Annotated in this window: 16 protein-coding genes, 1 tRNA gene and 2 pseudogenes; 7 read left to right on the top strand and 12 right to left on the bottom strand. The window is 65.6% G+C overall.

All coding sequences use genetic code 11. The features are described 5' to 3' along the window. Positions 1-78: 78 nt before the first annotated feature. The 6 genes from XBLMG947_RS05825 to rocF all read right to left on the bottom strand — a co-directional run bounded on the left by XBLMG947_RS05825 (position 79) and on the right by rocF (position 4,455). Positions 79-1,023, bottom strand: a complete 945-nt coding sequence (locus XBLMG947_RS05825) for an MBL fold metallo-hydrolase (protein ID WP_083992885.1) — start codon at positions 1,021-1,023, stop codon at positions 79-81. A 130-nt stretch (positions 1,024-1,153) separates the two neighbouring features. Beyond that, on the bottom strand, positions 1,154-2,443 hold the full coding sequence (locus XBLMG947_RS05820) for a tryptophan--tRNA ligase (protein WP_065466808.1): 1,290 nt from the start codon (positions 2,441-2,443) through the stop codon (positions 1,154-1,156). Between the two features lie 169 nt (positions 2,444-2,612). Beyond that, a complete protein-coding gene (locus tag XBLMG947_RS05815; protein ID WP_065466807.1) occupies positions 2,613-2,822 on the bottom strand; it encodes a CsbD family protein in 210 nt (69 codons plus the stop codon). A 240-nt stretch (positions 2,823-3,062) separates the two neighbouring features. Further along, a complete protein-coding gene (locus XBLMG947_RS05810) occupies positions 3,063-3,197 on the bottom strand; it encodes an entericidin A/B family lipoprotein (protein WP_065466806.1) in 135 nt (44 codons plus the stop codon). Between the two features lie 73 nt (positions 3,198-3,270). Next, positions 3,271-3,423: an entericidin A/B family lipoprotein gene (locus tag XBLMG947_RS05805; protein ID WP_065466805.1), complete on the bottom strand. Its 153-nt coding sequence runs from the start codon at positions 3,421-3,423 to the stop codon at positions 3,271-3,273. A 108-nt stretch (positions 3,424-3,531) separates the two neighbouring features. Then, the gene (gene rocF / locus XBLMG947_RS05800) at positions 3,532-4,455 is read right to left on the bottom strand and encodes an arginase (RefSeq protein WP_065466826.1); all 924 of its coding nucleotides are present in this window, start codon (positions 4,453-4,455) and stop codon (positions 3,532-3,534) included. A 321-nt stretch (positions 4,456-4,776) separates the two neighbouring features. On the opposite strand from rocF, the gene XBLMG947_RS05795 reads away from it, so the two are divergent. The 5 genes and pseudogenes from XBLMG947_RS05795 (at position 4,777) to tmk (ending at position 8,234) form a co-directional block, all read left to right on the top strand. Further along, positions 4,777-5,229, top strand: coding sequence for a roadblock/LC7 domain-containing protein (locus tag XBLMG947_RS05795; protein WP_065466804.1), 453 nt, complete (start codon positions 4,777-4,779; stop codon positions 5,227-5,229). A gap of 63 nt (positions 5,230-5,292) precedes the next feature. Beyond that, the gene (locus tag XBLMG947_RS05790) at positions 5,293-5,652 is read left to right on the top strand and encodes a hypothetical protein (protein ID WP_065466803.1); all 360 of its coding nucleotides are present in this window, start codon (positions 5,293-5,295) and stop codon (positions 5,650-5,652) included. Positions 5,653-5,748: 96 nt separating this feature from the next. Continuing rightward, positions 5,749-6,566 (top strand): annotated as a pseudogene (locus XBLMG947_RS22490) (hypothetical protein). Further along, a pseudogene (locus tag XBLMG947_RS05780) lies at positions 6,563-7,089 on the top strand (GTP-binding protein). The pseudogenes XBLMG947_RS22490 and XBLMG947_RS05780 overlap by 4 nt, the downstream one beginning before the upstream one ends. A gap of 461 nt (positions 7,090-7,550) precedes the next feature. Continuing rightward, a complete protein-coding gene (gene tmk / locus XBLMG947_RS05775) occupies positions 7,551-8,234 on the top strand; it encodes a dTMP kinase (protein WP_065466802.1) in 684 nt (227 codons plus the stop codon). A gap of 402 nt (positions 8,235-8,636) precedes the next feature. On the opposite strand, the gene XBLMG947_RS05770 is transcribed toward tmk, so the two are convergent. The 4 genes from XBLMG947_RS05770 to birA form a co-directional block, all read right to left on the bottom strand. After that, positions 8,637-8,712, bottom strand: a tRNA-Thr gene (locus XBLMG947_RS05770). A 32-nt stretch (positions 8,713-8,744) separates the two neighbouring features. Beyond that, on the bottom strand, positions 8,745-9,683 hold the full coding sequence (locus XBLMG947_RS21170) for an SPOR domain-containing protein (protein ID WP_083992884.1): 939 nt from the start codon (positions 9,681-9,683) through the stop codon (positions 8,745-8,747). 9 nt (positions 9,684-9,692) lie between these two features. Further along, the gene (locus tag XBLMG947_RS05760) at positions 9,693-10,421 is read right to left on the bottom strand and encodes a type III pantothenate kinase (protein WP_065466801.1); all 729 of its coding nucleotides are present in this window, start codon (positions 10,419-10,421) and stop codon (positions 9,693-9,695) included. Further along, entirely contained in the window at positions 10,418-11,383 is a 966-nt protein-coding gene (birA, locus tag XBLMG947_RS05755; RefSeq protein WP_065466800.1) for a bifunctional biotin--[acetyl-CoA-carboxylase] ligase/biotin operon repressor BirA, read from the bottom strand. Before birA ends, XBLMG947_RS05760 begins: the two co-directional genes overlap by 4 nt. Before the next feature lie 356 nt (positions 11,384-11,739). On the opposite strand from birA, the gene XBLMG947_RS05750 reads away from it, so the two are divergent. Continuing rightward, positions 11,740-12,057 carry a hypothetical protein gene (locus tag XBLMG947_RS05750; RefSeq protein WP_065466799.1) on the top strand — a complete coding sequence of 106 codons (318 nt, stop codon included), beginning with the start codon at positions 11,740-11,742 and terminating at the stop codon, positions 12,055-12,057. A gap of 8 nt (positions 12,058-12,065) precedes the next feature. Further along, positions 12,066-12,821 (top strand): M90 family metallopeptidase, encoded by a 756-nt coding sequence (locus tag XBLMG947_RS05745; protein WP_065466798.1) that lies wholly within the window; start codon positions 12,066-12,068, stop codon positions 12,819-12,821. A gap of 142 nt (positions 12,822-12,963) precedes the next feature. Here XBLMG947_RS05745 and XBLMG947_RS05740 read toward each other — a convergent pair whose 3' ends face one another. Continuing rightward, positions 12,964-14,148 (bottom strand): DUF1501 domain-containing protein, encoded by a 1,185-nt coding sequence (locus XBLMG947_RS05740; protein WP_065466797.1) that lies wholly within the window; start codon positions 14,146-14,148, stop codon positions 12,964-12,966. A gap of 135 nt (positions 14,149-14,283) precedes the next feature. Beyond that, positions 14,284-15,873 carry a DUF1800 domain-containing protein gene (locus tag XBLMG947_RS05735; protein ID WP_065466819.1) on the bottom strand — a complete coding sequence of 530 codons (1,590 nt, stop codon included), beginning with the start codon at positions 15,871-15,873 and terminating at the stop codon, positions 14,284-14,286. Positions 15,874-15,943 lie beyond the last annotated feature (70 nt).

The following is a 15,943-nucleotide window of genomic DNA, read 5'->3' as shown; positions in this document are numbered from 1 at the left end:
CTGGATTTGAGGGGTTCGGTGAGTTGTTCAGGCCTTCCCTAAAGCGTTCGAGAGAAATTGTCAGCCGCTCCGGGAACGCTAACGCGTGCGCGCTGCACGATCCAGCCAACACCCCAGCCCTTGCGCATTGAGTTCGATATCGATGGCCAGCAACTGCTCCACCGCCGCATCGTCCAACCGGCATCCATGTTGGCGCGCACGTTCCAGATACAACGCGGTCAACGCCGCCACCATGCAGCGATGCCGGTCCGGACGTTGCGCGCAGCCCAGCGCAATCTCGGTCATCGCATGAATCTGCTCGCCCAACGCCTGCGCCAACGGTGCCGGCGATGCGACACGGCCGTAATGGGTGAGGTACATCGCCTCCGGCGCGGTGTCCATCAGCCGCGCGATCGACTGCAGCATCGCCTCGGGCTCGAACTGCACCGGCGAAGAGGTCGGCAGGATGAAGGCGCCACGCGCACTGTCCAACTGACGATACGACAGGCCGAAGGTGTCGCCGGTGAACCAGCTACGGCTACGCGCATCCCACACGCACAGATGATGGCGCGCATGCCCCGGGGTCTCGATGGTGCGCAGCGCGCGCTCGCCCAGCATCACGGTATGACCCTCGGCCGCCTCGATGACACGCTCGGCCGGCACCGGCTCAATGACGCCGTAGCTGCGCGCCATTTCCGCCTCGCCATACACCGCAGTGGCACCGGCAATCAGCCGAGCAGGATCGATCAAATGCGGCGCACCGCGCGGATGCACCAGCACCTGCGCATTGGGAAGGTGCTGCAATAAGGCCCCTGCACCGCCGGCATGGTCAAGATGCACATGGGTCAGGATCAACCACTCCACCTGCGCCGGCGCCAACCCGGCCGCGTGCACTGCGGCCAGCAAATGCGGCACCGACAGTGAGGTGCCGCAATCGATCAAGGCACCCCGTTGCGCTTCGACGATCAAATACGCCGCATCGAATTGCACGCCACCAAAGCCGGTATCGATGGTGTGGATGTTGAACTCGGCCATTGCTGTCATTCGCACCCCGCAGCTGCTGTAGGGACTGCAGTGTAGGCCCAAGCAGTGCGTCGCTGTCGTACATGTCGCCACTGGCACAACAGAACGCAGCTCCCCATAGCGAACAGCTACGCCTGCAGTGTCATGTCGATCATGTCTCGCGCAAGGCGCGCATCGCAGCAAGAATCACGTCCGCATCCACTTGCGCATGCACGCCAGGCAGTTGCAGGTCGCTGGCCTGCACGGCCTGTTTCAGCCGCCCGATCAATTGCCCGGCATCGCGTGGCGAAGCGAAGCCATCGCTCTGCAACAGCAATGCACCCGCGCCGTCGTTCAACTTGAAATAGAACTGGCCATCGCTCTCGCGGTATTGCTTGAACATCGGCAGCACGATCCTTTCGCCAACCTCGCTCGCCGTTGAGCCGGCCTGACTGGACAGATCGCGCAGGCCCACCGCATCGCGCAGCTCGGCCAGCAGCGGGGTGGCATGGCGCGCACGCAGGCGTGCGCCGCCGGCACGCAAAATCGCTTCGATCTTGGCCGGCTCTGCCATCAACGCCTCGTAGCGCGCGCGCAGCGGCGTAATCTCCTGGTCGATCCGTTCGAACAACTGCTGCTTCGCGTCGCCCCAGCCGATGCCGTCGGCGAATGCCTGCGCGAATGCCGCAGATTCCTGCGGCGTGGCGAATGCCTGATACAGCTGAAATAACGCCGATCCCTGCGTATCCTTCGCTTCGCCCGGCGCGCGCGAATCGGTGAGGATAGAAAACACCAGCTTGCGCAATTCCTCGCGCGGTGCAAACAGCGGAATCGTATTGCTGTAGCTCTTGCTCATCTTGCGGCCGTCCAGGCCCGGCAAGGTGGAGACCTGCTCGTCGATCACCGCTTCGGGCAAGGTGAAAAAGTCGCGCCCGTAAACATGGTTGAAACGCTGCGCGAAATCGCGCGCCATTTCGATGTGCTGGATCTGATCGCGCCCCACCGGCACCTTGTGCGCATTGAAGATCAGGATATCGGCCGCCATCAGCACCGGATACATGAACAAACCTGCGGTGACGCCGGCATCTTCGTCCTCACCCTCGGCGCGGTTCTTGTCCACCGCCGCCTTGTAGGCATGCGCGCGGTTGAGGATGCCCTTGCCGGCCACGCAAGTCAGCAGCCACATCAACTCGGTGGTTTCGGGCACGTCGGATTGCCGATAGAACCACACCTTGTCCGGGTCCAGACCGCAGGCAAGCCAGGTGGCCGCAATTTCCAGCGTCGAACGCTGCGTCCGCGCCGGGTCCTGCGCCTTGATCAGACTGTGCAGGTCGGCGAGGAAATAGAAGCTCTCGGTGTCGGCGCCCGCGCTGGCCTGGATGGCCGGGCGGATCGCACCGACGTAATTGCCCAGATGCGGGGTGCCGGACGTGGTGATGCCGGTAAGGACACGAGTGGTCATCTGCGTATTGCCAGGGAGTCAGCCCCCAAGTTTAGCGGTTCCGCACGTCCACCATCGCCGCACATTCCCCTCAGATGGCGCTCCCGGCGCCGGAACGCAAAACGGGCCGCACTGGGCGGCCCGTCGTCTGCACCCTGCTCGCCTCATCGGGCAGCAGGACAGCGCGCCGTCAGGGCTCGTCGTGCAGCGACTTTTCAAACGCGCGCACTTCGGTCTGGGCGCGGTCGCGATCCCAGCCATAGCGCTCCTGGAGCTTGCCTTGTAGATATTCGGCATTGCCTTCGGCAACCTTGAAATCGTCGTCGGTGAGGTCGCCCCACTTGGCTTGCGCCTTGCCCTTCAGCTGGGTCCACTTGCCGGAAATGATGTCAGTGTTCATGCGATGACTCCGCTTGATGCGGCCGCGATTGACCGTGGTACCAGACTGACCAAGTCGGCGTTCGTGATGGATCAAAAGGTGTCAAGCCGCCGATCACTGCACTGAACCGTTACCGATTGACCCGGCCTGCCCTGCAGCACGCGAACTGCCGAATGCACCGTGGTCCGACGTCAGGCCCGACGGGCAATCGCCCACAAAAAACGGGCCTTGCGGCCCGTTTTTCTTGCATGCGGCGTCAGATTACTTACGCGCTGCGTCTTCCACTTTCTCGCCAGCGCCCTGCACGTCCTTGCCGGCACCTGCGACGGTGTTGCAACCCGACAGCATGCCAACCGACAACATCGACAGCACCAGCAGCACAATTGCACGCTTCATAACAGACTCCTCATGGGTAAAGCGGCGCATTGCCGCAGATCAATCAGTTCAACAGGAAACGCGATGTGACGCATCAGCACTTACCGTCGCTGCATTTTTCTGCCGTTTTCTCGACCTTGTCGCCCGCACCCCGCATGTCCTTGCCGGCGCCGGCCACGGTGTTGCAGCCCGTCATCACGCCGGCCGAAAACAGGCCCAGCACCATCAGTGTCAGCAGTCGCTTCATCGCTTGTCCTCGTTGTGTAACGGTGCCAGCGCACCTCGCTTGGCGCCAAATCTGACTGCGCGGACGTGGATTTGATGTGAACGGCAGCGCTCCGCGTTCAGCGCTGGATCAATCCCGCATCAGGGTCGACTTGCCGAACAGGCTTTCGACCAGATCCACCGCCAGTTCGGCGGTGGCATTGCGGTTGTCCAACACCGGGTTGAGCTCGACGATATCCAACGACCCCATGCGCCCGGTGTCGGCAATCATCTCCATCACCAGCTGCGCCTCGCGGTAGTTGGGGCCACCGGGCACCGTGGTGCCCACGCCCGGCGCGATGCTGGGGTCGAGGAAATCCACATCGAAACTCACATGCAGATGGGTGTCGGCGCTCATGCCCTGCAGCGCGGCTTCCATGGTGCGCTTCATGCCGGCTTCGTCGATGTAGCGCATGTCGTACACATCGATGCGGTGCTGCTTGATCAGGCGCTTCTCCTCCGGGTCCACCGAGCGGATGCCGATCTGGCGCACCTGCTCAGGCAACAGCGCTGGCGCACTGCCTCCCAGATGGGTCAGCGCCTTTGGGCCCAGCCCGCACAGGCAGGCCACGGGCATGCCGTGCACGTTGCCCGAGGGCGTCACCTCGCTGGTGTTGAAGTCCGAGTGCGCATCCAGCCACAGCACCCGCAGCGGCCGGCCCTGCTCGCGGCAATAGTTGGCCACCGCCGTAATCGAGCCGATGCCCAGGCAGTGGTCGCCCCCCAGCATGATCGGCATGCGTCCTGCATGCAGTTCGGCGTAGCTGGCATCCATCAGCGCCTGGTTCCAGGCCACCACTTCATCCAGATGCCGGTAGCCGGCCTGTGGCGCCTGCCAGGGGTTGCGCGGACCATCCAGATTGCCCAGATCGCGCACCTCCACGCCACGACCGACCAGCGCCTCCTGCAGACCGGCGATGCGTAGCGCCTCCGGCCCCATGCGCGCGCCACGGTGGCCGGCGCCGATGTCGGTAGGAACGCCAATCAAGGAAACCGGCAGGTACTGCGTTGCCATGCATTGCTCCAGCATCGATAAAACCTAGCAGTCTAATGGCCCGCCCGCACAGTGACGCGCGGCAGCGCAGCACGGCCTGCGGCTTGTGCTGAACGGTGCGACCCAAGGCGGAGGTTTAGATCTGCCTCGCCACACCGCTACCGTGACGTGCCATCGCAGGTTGTGGCGCACCGGACGTTGCAGATCGTGTCTGTCGGACCGTCCCGTCAAGCGACACCGGCGGGCGTGACGGCCTGCGCGGATCCGGGTGGTGGGGTGCGCCGCCCGGTGCAGCACACCGCTCATGCAAGCGTTCGGCCCATCACGCAACAGGGAGATTTCATGCCGCATAACGCCGTCAACCAGGTCGTCAAGGCTGCCGTGGGCGAAGTCCCGCAGGCGTCGCATTTGTACGATCTGCAGCGCATCGGGCAGGCGTTTGCGCAGACCATCGAACGTGAGCCGGGTATCCGTCTGTTGATGCTCTCCACCGCCGACGGGCGCGCCATTACCGAGCAATCCAGCCTGGATGTAGACGGTCGCCGGCTTGCCGCCATGGCCGATTCGTTCCTGACCCTGGGCGAGACCCTGGCGCGCGAATCCAGCCTGAAGGACGCCGATTACGCCACCATCAGCACGCGTGCCGGGCAGCTGGTGTTGATCCGCATCCGCGCCGACAAACCGCTGACCCTCACCGCCGTGGGCGGCAGCGACATCAATGCCGCTGCGCTGCTGTTCAACGCACGCGATTGCGCCGGCCGCCTCGCCACCGTGTTGACGCCGCCGCAAGGCTGAGCGCCTGGCACTGTTCGTACATTCCGCAAGGCACGCTTTACTCACCACTTGTAAGGACGACCCGTGTCGACACTCAATCTGGAACACCTGCATTCGCTGGCCGGCTTCGTCGGCGCAGCGCTGGTCGATAGCGACAGCGGCATGGCACTGGGCATGACCGGCGGTGCCGAGCTCAACCTGGAATTGGCGGCGGCCGGCAATACCGAAGTGGTGCGTGCCAAACGCCGCATCGCCGAACAGCTCTGTCTGAACGACACCATCGAAGACATCCTGATCACGCTTGCGCGCCAGTACCACCTGCTGCGTCCGCTCGAAAGCAACGACACGCTGTTCTTGTACGTGGTGCTGGACCGTGCCAAGGCCAATCTGGCCATCGCGCGTCACGAGCTCAAGGCGTTCGAAAAGACCCTCGATTTCGGTTGATGCCTGCAGCGCGGTGCAAACGCATCGCCTGCCCCCCGTCTGGCGGTGCGTACCGGCAGGTATCCCGCTCTCACTGTGCCGCCCTGGCGCCAGCTCATGACCACACCCATCGACGCCATGCGGGTCGCCACGGCCGGCCTGGACCTGCTGCACACCACACGAGCGCCGATGGCTTGGCCGCCTGGCAGGCGCTGCAGGGCCAACCGGTACGTGTGCTGGTGGTGTCGCGCACGCCCATGGCCGGCGCGTGGATCAAGCACGGCGCCACCGTGCGCGACCTCAACGAACAGGTGCGCATGCTGTTGTCCTCGCCGCACGCCACCCCGGTGGCGGAGCCGGCGTTGTTGCTGCGGCATTGCCGCGGCGAATTCGGCACCGGCGCCGTGATGCTGCAGCATGCGCAATTGCAGGTGCATGTGGACCCGATCAATGGCTGCGTACAGTTACCGGCTGGCGTGGCGCTGGCCGACGTGATCGCCGCGCTGGACCGCTCGGACTGGCAAGCCGTGCCGGACCTTGCTGGCACTGCGTTACCCCAACGTCTTTCATTCGAAGCGCTGTTTTTCGCCCTGCCCGAGCATCTGCGCCGGGCACTGCCGGCAGTGGAGCCCAGCCATGCGCTGCAACTGCGCCAATGGCCGGAGCTGAGCGCAGAAACCAGTTCGCCGGCCCGATTGCTCGCCATTGCCCACCTGCATGCGCGCCCGTGGCGCCCGCAGGCGCTGGCCAGTGCTTGCAAGCTGCCGCTGCAAACGGTGGAATGCCTGTTCGCCGCTGCACTCGCCAGCGGCCTTGCCCAGACTGCGGAGATTCCTGTGCCTGCAACGCAGCATCGCCCGGACAGCGGCAACACGCGATTCTTTTCCTGGGTCGCATGTCGGTTCGGCCTTTCCCTCTTCCAGGCGCAGTCATGAGCCTTCCGGCCAACAAGCTGGTGTTCGTCGGCGGCATGGGCGCCGGCAAGACCACCGCAGTGCGCGCCATCTCCGATGTCGAGCCGGTCAGCACCGAAATGCCGCTTAACGACAAGACCTACACCACCGTCGCGCTGGACTACAGTTCGATCGAGCTGGAAGACGGCGAGCTGCTGCACGTCTATGGCGTGCCCGGCCAGAAATACCTGGATTTCATGTGGCCGCTGGTGTGCGACGGCGCGCTGGGCGTGATCGTGCTGACCAACGCGCGCGACCCGCAGATGCTCAGTGCCACGCTGGCGCTGTTGCGCGAGTTTTCGCATATCGCGCCCGGGCCAGCCTGGCGGTGGGCATCACCATGACCGATGAAGTCTAGGATTTCCTGGTGCCGCCATTTCGCGATGCGTTGGTGGCCAAAGGCTTCCGCATCCCGGTCATGCGCGTGGATGCGCGCTCGGCCACCCAGATCACCTTCTTGGTGAAGTCGCTGCTGTCCTATCGCTACACGTCGGCGACCACATGATCGCCTGCGCGTGCGGCCGGCACGGCCAGCAAGACAAGAAATCCGGTCACGACGATGCCTGAAAGGGCGTCACGCGGGGGATGCCGCCTCTAGGGTGGCGGCGACGCGTCCGTTTTCCTTGAAGCCAGAAACGCGACTCAGTCGTAATTCGAATGTGTCGGATGTCTGACTTATCAAGTATGGGGGGCGGTCAGTGGCCAGGGCATCGGGACGTTTCCGACATCACACAGGACATACCCGCGATAATTTTTTTGCGGTATGTCGCCATACGTGACCTTGGGTGTCCATGCACACGGCATGGCGGCCCATCACATTGCGGCAGCGCTCGCGATGCGTGCTTGCGGATGCACCTCGCTCGGCCGCTGCTTGTTCGCCATCGAGCGCATCCGCTGCCGCTGCACGCGCACCATCGCGATGCCGCTGGCTAGGGGTCTATCGCCACGATCAGATAAAGTAGCGCGATGACAATCGAACTGAAGCCCGGCGGATTGCTGATCGCCATCGAAGGCATCGACGGCGCCGGCAAGACCACCCTCGCCCGCCGCCTGGCCACCACGCTGGAAGCCGCCGGCGCACGCGTCGTGCTGAGCAAGGAGCCGACCAACGGCCCGTGGGGCACCAAGCTGCGCCAGTCCGCCGCCACCGGCCGCCTGAGTGCGGACGAAGAAGCCGAACTGCTGATCCACGACCGCCACGAACATGTGGACACGCTGATCGCGCCCGCGCTGGCACGCGGCGACATCGTGATTCTGGACCGCTATTTCCCCTCGATGGTCGCCTACCAGGGCGCCGCCGGTCTACCGCTGGACGATCTGCTGGAGCGCAACGCTTTCGCGCCGCGCCCGGACGTGCTGCTGCTGCTCGACCTGCCCCCGCCCACCGGCTTGGCCCGCATTCGTGCCCGCGGCGATGCGCCCAACCACTTCGAAACCCAGGACAACCTGGAACGCTGCCGCACCATCTTTGCCGGACTGGAATTGCCAGGCAAACACGTGGTGGACGCCAGCGCCGACGCCGACAGCGTGCTACGCCAGGCCCACGCCATCATCGTGGCTGCATTAGCCGAACGACTGAGCGACGACGCAGCGCAAGCAGACACCGGCAAGGCCGCGCTGGAACTGCTATCGGCCGGCCGCCCGGCCTGATCGGCTGGGTGTCCTGACGCGACTAGATGTCGCGCCATGCAGGCGGCACGGTGCAGGCAACGTTGCCGCAACCGCTCGGCGCACGCAGTTCAAGGCCGCTCACCTTCGGGCAAAGAAGGCACGGCTGGCAGGTCATAGAGGCGCTTACATTGGAGTGCCGGCATCGCAAGCGCGCGCCGGGCAGTGGGCTTGGAGTGCGGGTAAGGCAAGCGGCCATTCTCGACGGCAGCGCTTGTTGACCTGAAGCTGCCTGCAACGGCGTCACTTTGAGTCACTTTGAATAGCTTGCGTTCGTCGCATTCCATCGTGGGTGGCGGGTTGAACGAGACATTCCACGCAAGGCCCAAGCTGCTCGAACAGCAGCACGCCGAATCAGATTGCCGCAGACGCGTGAATCGAAAATGGTGCCGGCACCCGGATTCGAACTGGGGACCTACCGCTTACAAGGCGGTTGCTCTACCAACTGAGCTATGCCGGCGAAGGCAGGCGCGTTGCGCGCCGGTGCGCATTCTAGCGCAGCGCGGCGCAATCTAGCGACCGCTGGCGCGTGGCACCGGCAGCACCTTGCAATGCACCGGTGGCCGCGCTGCTGCGCACATCGATCCACCACCGCGATTGCCCGCTGCCGCTGGGCACCAATTGCGCCGGAAAACCTGCGCCGACCAGACTCGCCTGGCGCCGTTCGGCGCGCTCGCGGCTCTGGTACTGGCCTAGCGCCACGGTGTTGTCCTCACCCTGCGCGATCACGTAGTAGTCGCCCATACCAGCCGCGGCAATGCGCTTGACCAGGGCCTGCGCTGCCGCGCGATCGCCCACGTTGGGCAACATCACCCGAAACGTGCCGATGCCGGCGTCGGTGTCCTCGCGCACGCTGGCGCGGCTGACCTGCCCACGCACGCGCGCCAGCGCCGCATCGGCATCGGCGCGTGCCGCGAATGGTCCCAGGCTGGCGCAGCGCTCCGGTGCAGGCACTGGCACTGGCGGTGGCGTGGTTGACGATGGTTTTGCAGCCGCAGCGGCGACGCGATCGGCGGATGTTGCAGAAGTGTTCGCCGTTGCCGATGTCTCGGACGCGCCACGCGACGCTTCCGCTGCGGCAGCGGTGGCCGATGTCGTCGCTGCCGAGGTCGGCGTGGATGGCCCGGCAACGTCCGCCGGGATTGGCACGGGTAGCGGCGATGCGGACCGCGGTGTCGCTGCTGTCGCGGCCGATGCAGTCGATCCACTCTCTACTGCCGGCACCGATCCCGTACTTGCCGTTGCAGTTAGCGGCGCAGTCCCGCCAGCACCCGTCGGGTTGGGTAGCAGCTCCAGCCGCGCGATACCGGTCGGTTGCGGCGCCGGCGCCGGCGCCGGCGGCGGCGGTGCCGGTGGCGGCTGCAAGGCCCACCACAACGCCACCCCGGCATTGAGGACGATCAAAACGACGATGAGCGCGCGGACATACATGCGCCGATTCTACGGGGACGCTGCAGCGGCCGCCCACGTCGCCAGACCGTCCAATACCAAGGCGGCGCGGAACCTGGCATCGGGCAACAGCGGTAGCAGCGGGGGAGCGCCACCGCCATGCACCAGCAGCCGCACCGGCACGCCCAGGCGACGTTGCGCGTGCTGCAGGCTGCGCTCGATCAGCGCCACCGCCGCGCCATCGCAGCCGGAGGTCAAGGCATCGTCGGTGTCGGTGGCCAGTTCGACGTAGTCGCCGCCGCTGGCCGGCAGCTGCACCGCGCGCGCATGCAGCGCTTCGCGCATGGTGGTTGGCGAGGCGGCGATGCGACCGCCGTGATGCAGGCCATCGGCGCCGAGCACGTCGATGGTCAGTGCGGTGCCAACGCCGGCGACCAGCACCGGCGCGTCGCCACGCGCGCCCAGCAGCGCCAGATAGCGGTCCACGCCGAAGCGGCTGGGTTCGGCATAGGCGATGCGGATGCCGGCGCATTCGGCGGCGGTCCGCACGATGTGCACCTGCGCAAAGCGCTGCTGCAGGCAGGCGATCATGCGCTGCGTCAATGCCGGTGCCGCCACGCTGGCGACATACGCGATACGCCCGAACGGCAGCGCCGCCAGCGCGGTCGCATCCATGGCCTCGGCGCCGTGCGCCCAGGCCTGCACCTCGCCGGCACGGTCGCCATGCAGCGGGGCGTACTTGAACCGCGAATTTCCCAGGTCGAACAACCACTCGCTCATGCAGGTCTCACGCTCACTTCTCCGGAGTGGAACAGGCGCACCGTGTCGCCCAGTTGCACCCGCAACGCGCCGTCGGCCGCCAGGCCGAGCGCGACGCCATGATGTCGGGTACCGGCCTCTTCGACCTGCACCGCACGCCCGCTCAAGACATCCAGGTCCGCATAGCGCCCCAGGAACGGCACCAGTCCCTGCGCCTCGAACAGGTCCAGTGCCGGCAGCAAACCGGACAGCACCGCCGCCGTGACGCGGTCGCGCGACACCGGGCTGCCAGCCAAGGTATCCAGATCGACCCAAGGCTGGTCGATGCTGGCCGCTGCCGCCACGGGCATGTGCACGTTCAAGCCCAGCCCGATCACGGCACACGCATTGCCGGCCATCTCGCCGCCACCTTCGATCAACAGGCCGCCCAGCTTGCGCCCGCGTGCCAGCAGGTCGTTGGGCCACTTCAGGCCGACATCGGCGAATCCGCAACCACGCAAGGCTTCGGCCACGGCCACGCCGACAGCCAAGCTGAGACCCGCCAGCTGGCCGAGCCCGCCACTGAACCGGCGCGACGCCGACAGATAAATATGCGCGCCCAGCGGCGAGGTCCATTGGCGGCCGCGGCGGCCGCGGCCACCGGTCTGGCGCTCGGCCAGCAGCACCGCCACGCCCTGTTCGGGCGCCGGCTGCGCCAGCAGGGTGGTGTTGGTGGATTCCAGCGTCCAGGCCACGTCCAGCGCCGCCAGGCCAGCCGCCGCATCGGGTGCCATACCGGCGCGGATACGCGCCGCATCCAGCAGGTCCAGTGGCGTGGCCAGGCGATACCCGTCGCCGGCCCGCCCTTCGATGTCGACCCCGGCCGCGCGCAGATTCTGGATGCGCTTCCAGACCGCGGCGCGGGTCAGGCCGGCATCGCGTGCCAGCGCATCGCCGGACAGCCGGCCACCGGCAAGCCTGGCCAGCAATGCACGATCATCCACGGCTGCGGCGCGCGATCAGGCGTGAGGCGGCGGCGGTGCGGGCGGCGGCATGCCGAGATGAGGCCTGCGTTGTGCATCCGGTAGGTCGGCCAGGCAACGCGCGTAACGCGGCCTCAGCGCCCCGTCCGAGGCGTGCCGCCGGGTTGGCGGCCGGCAGCGCAGGCAGGACATCGTGTGGCTGGCCATCGCACGAGCCAGCCCAATGCCCCGCAGCGCCTACGCCGCAGCGCTGGCCGCCGGCGCCTGTCATCTCAAAGTGCATTGCACGCCCGAAGTCCCGAAACCATCCACCAAAGTATGCGCCAAGCCCTCCCGGGCGCCCAGCGCGGGTTGCGTGAGGGAGTGAAAAGCGCGTTATGATCCGGGGTTCCCGCCGCTTGCCCTGGATGTGGACGATGCGCCGACTCACGGTTTGCTTGCTCATGCTGTTGGCTCCGCTTGCCGCCCTGGCATCGGACCAACTGATCGACGGCGATCATGAGAGCTGCGTCAGCACCAACTCGGCCGCACGCGGCAGGACGCCGGCCCCCGAGGCGGCACCGGCACGCACCAGCCCCCACAAAGCAACGCCGTCCAACGGTGGCGGGGGCGGGGGCAGCGATGGCGATTCGTTATTCCCGCGCATGCGCACGATGCCGCGTTGGCACAGTTTCCTGCCGGGCATGTTCCGCTGATCCAGTAGTTGACGCGCTGGCTGCGCCGACCGCCTCCCGAAATAGCCGATGCGCTGTGGCAGCCGCTGTGCAGCCGTTGCGCGTGGGTCGCCGCGCTCGATCCGCCTCGCCAGCAACGCCTGCGTGCGTTGACCGCGCAATTTTTGCATCAGAAAACCATTTCGCCTGTCGGCAGGCTGGCGCTGCAACCGCACGATCAGCTGGTTCTGGCAGCGATCTGCTGCCTGCCGCTGCTGGAAATCGGCACCGCCGGTTGGCGCGGCTGGTCGCAGCTGATTGTGTACCCGGATGCGTTCCGCGTGCAGTGCCCGCACATGGATGCGGCCGGGGTGATGCATGCATGGGACGACACCCTGATCGGCGAAGCGTGGGAGCAAGGCCCGCTGATCGTCAGTTGGGCCGATGTGCAAGCCGACCTGGACGACCCGCAGGCAGGCTTCAACGTGATCGTGCACGAGATGGCGCACAAGCTCGATGCACTGGATGGCGCGCTCGATGGCACACCGCCACTGCCACGCGCGGCGCAACGCGCCTGGGCACGGGATTTCCAGCATGCCTACGCTCTTTTTTGCCAACGCGTCGATGCCAGCGAAGACACCGAGATCGACCCGTATGCCGCCGAGGCGCCGGAAGAATTCTTCGCGGTGGTCAGCCAGTATCACTTATCCGCGCCGCAGGTGCTTGCGCGTGCGATGCCGCAGGTCGCCGTGCATTTGGAACGGTTTTACGGACCCTCGCCATTTGCAGCTGCAGTGCAGCGTTGAGTGTGCTGCACAGGCAGACTACGTTGCTGTGGCCCCATCAAACAGCCGCTGCAGCCGTCGCTAGAAGCACTACCGCTGGAGTGAAGAAAATCCGCAGCCATCCCCGCACATGGTCTTACGTGCGATCGGTCGCTCTCCAACCTCACACCAATCCAAGATCGCGCGGCTTGGCACCCGGGAAAACCCGCTCCAATTGCGCTGGCGACAGGCCCCACAGGCGACTCAGCATCCCGCCGAACAGGCTGCGGTAATTGTTGAGCACCGGGTAATCACGGTTCTGCAGCAACTGCGCCTGATCGACCGCCACCTGTTCGCCAGCGATGCGGCCGCCGTGCACGCCTCCGCCCAGCACCCAGTACGTCGTGCCATGGCCGTGATCGGTGCCCTTGCTGCCGTTTTCGCGGAAGGTGCGGCCGAATTCGGAGATCACCACCACAACGGTATCGTTCCAGGCCGGGCCCAAGGCATCGGCATAGGCAGCCAACCCTTCGCCGAGATTGCGCAGGTGAGTGGCCAGGCCGCCTTCCACACTGCCTTGATTGGCATGCGTGTCCCAGCCACCGACATCGACGAATCCCAGGCGATAGCGCTCGCGCATCAGGGTCGCCATGCGCCGGGTTTCATCGGCGAAGGTGCGCGCACTGGCGGCGCCACGGCCGGCCTGCTCCATCTCTTCGCGCAACTGCGCGGTGACCTGCTGCCGCAGCGCCAAGCCATCGTGTGCGGCGGCGGCCAGCGGCGTGCTGTCGTACATCTGCGACAGGATCTGCGCCTGCCGCGCGTCCAGCCCGCCTTTGCCGATGCCCCGCAACGAGACGTTGGGCAGATCGCCGCCGCCTTGAAACGTCAGCGGCAATGAATCGGTGAACGCGATGGCCGGCACGCCACTCAGCACGCCCGACAGGCGTGCCATGAACCCGGAGCGGTAATCGCGATGCTTGCCGGCCTGGCCGGATTCGATATCGTCCTGGGTTTCGAAATGGCTGCGCGACAGATCGTCTGTGCCGGCGAACGGCACGAAGGCGACTTGCTTGCGCTCCCACAACGGCAGCAGCGCATCGCGCATCACCGGGTTGAGACCCCACTGCGCATTCAGTGCGACAGCGCTGTGTGGATTGGCAGGATCCGGCCGTGCAATCGCCAGGCTCGGCCGCGACTGGTAATAGAAATCGCTGCCATGCGGCACCAGCAGATTATTGCTGTCGTAACCGCCGCGCAGAAACACCACCAGCATGCGTGCGCTATCGCGTGGCGCCGCGAACAGACGACCGGCCCACGGCATGCTTGCAGCGGCTGCAGAAGCAAGCAGAAATTGACGTCGTTGCATGGTTGCACTCCCGCGGCGATGACCGCTTGGTCTTCGCTAGATCGGTGGATCGGTTGTTTTTGGATCTGCGAGCGTTGAATCGCTGGCGTTGCGTCGTTGGCGTTGCATCAGCAGATCTGAATCGGCGCCATTGCGTCAGCGATAGTTGAAATCGGGCGACGACAGCAAGAACCCATTCCACTCGGCAGGCGAACGCGCCTGGTCCAGCGCCTGCCGCGTCGCGGCCGACAGCGACGGCGCCAGCCACCGGTAGGAGGGGCGCGTATCGATCTGCACCAGCGCCGGAATCGGCGTGTCGTTGTCGCCATCCAGACGAAACAATTGCTTCGGGCCGCCGCCGATCGAACGCGCCACCTCGAACCGTCGGGCCAACTGCCCGGAACTGGTCCAGGCCTGCGACTGCAGCGACCACCCGTCGGGCGTGATGCGCCCAAACAACGGCTCGCCCAGCTGCTGCACCCAACTGGCCATCGGCGCCGCATTGATCACCGGTTGATCCTCATACGCCAGCCGCATCGCCGACACCACGAACCGGTTCGGGTCCTTGAACTTGCGCGGTTGTGCCTGCGCGAACTCCGGCGACGCCAGCATGGTCTGCATCACCTTGGCGATATCGCCATCGCTGCGCTGGAAGGTGTTGGCCATGCGCGCAACCAGCGCAGTGGGCGGGATGTCGCTGACGAAATATTCAGCCAGGCGTTGCGAAATGAAATGCGCGCAGGCCGGCTGCCGCACCAACAACTGCACGGCACGTTCGATCTCATCCAGACCACCCCCGGCGATGTGCTGACCAAGCAGCATCTTGTCCCCGGGTTGATGACGCGCCGGGTTGAATTCGAACACGCCTTTGCGCACGACCTGCGGCTGCCCCGGCGCTGCGGGCGGCAACGGCGGTGGGCCATTGGCCTTGATCGGCACCAGGCCTGCGCCCGTGAGGATCAGCGCCAACTGCTGCACATCCTGCTGGCTGTAGCCGCCATGCACTCCCAGCGTATGCAGTTCCATCAACTCGCGCGCGTAGTTCTCGTTGACCTTGCCCTTGGCGTTCTTGGCGTTGTCCAGGTATTCCTGCATCGCCGGGCTTTCCAGCGTGGCCATCACCAGGTCGGCGAACTTGCCGGTGGCATTCGGGCGGATCGCGTTTTCCATGTAGTCGGCCGCCATCCACTTCACCCGCGCCTTGTCGGCATACACGCTGAAATGATTGAGCCAGAACCACACCAGTTGCTCGCGCAGCTGATCCGGCGCATACACCGCGCGCAACAATTGCGCCTGGCGCGCCTGCACCAGCATCTGACCACCGCGCGCACGCCAGTCCTTACGTAAGGCAACCTTTTCATCGCCATCGGGCATGACCTGCAGGCGGAGCTTGTCGGCCTCGTATTGGGTCAGCAAATCCACCAAGGGGGTGTGCAGCGCATCGAAGCGCTGCAGCTGCGCACGCACCGGCATGGGCAATGCGGCGTCATCGCTGGGCTGCAATAACAGCGCGCCGAACCTGTTGGGGCCAAGCCGTGTCAGTTGCGTCGCACTGTTGGCATCCACGCCATAGGTGGCGCGTTGCAACCAGCGCGTCTGTGAGGGTGTCAGCGGCGCGTCGGCCGCCGTGCAATTGAGCGCGCAGACGCTGCCGATCAACAGCGGCAGCACACGCCATCTGCGCCTGTGCCGTGCGTGCGCCACATGCATTTCCACGCACACTGCCTGGCTAACTTGCTCGAACATGCAGCCCTCCATCGCAACGGCTTACCGACTCAGTATGGTGAAGCCAACGCATGAGCGGTTAAACGGTTGT

It is taken from the genome of Xanthomonas bromi (genome assembly GCF_900092025.1).
GTDB lineage: Bacteria > Pseudomonadota > Gammaproteobacteria > Xanthomonadales > Xanthomonadaceae > Xanthomonas > Xanthomonas bromi.
Note: the sequence above shows the minus strand (reverse complement) of the source record. Positions and strands in the feature narration are given on the sequence as shown.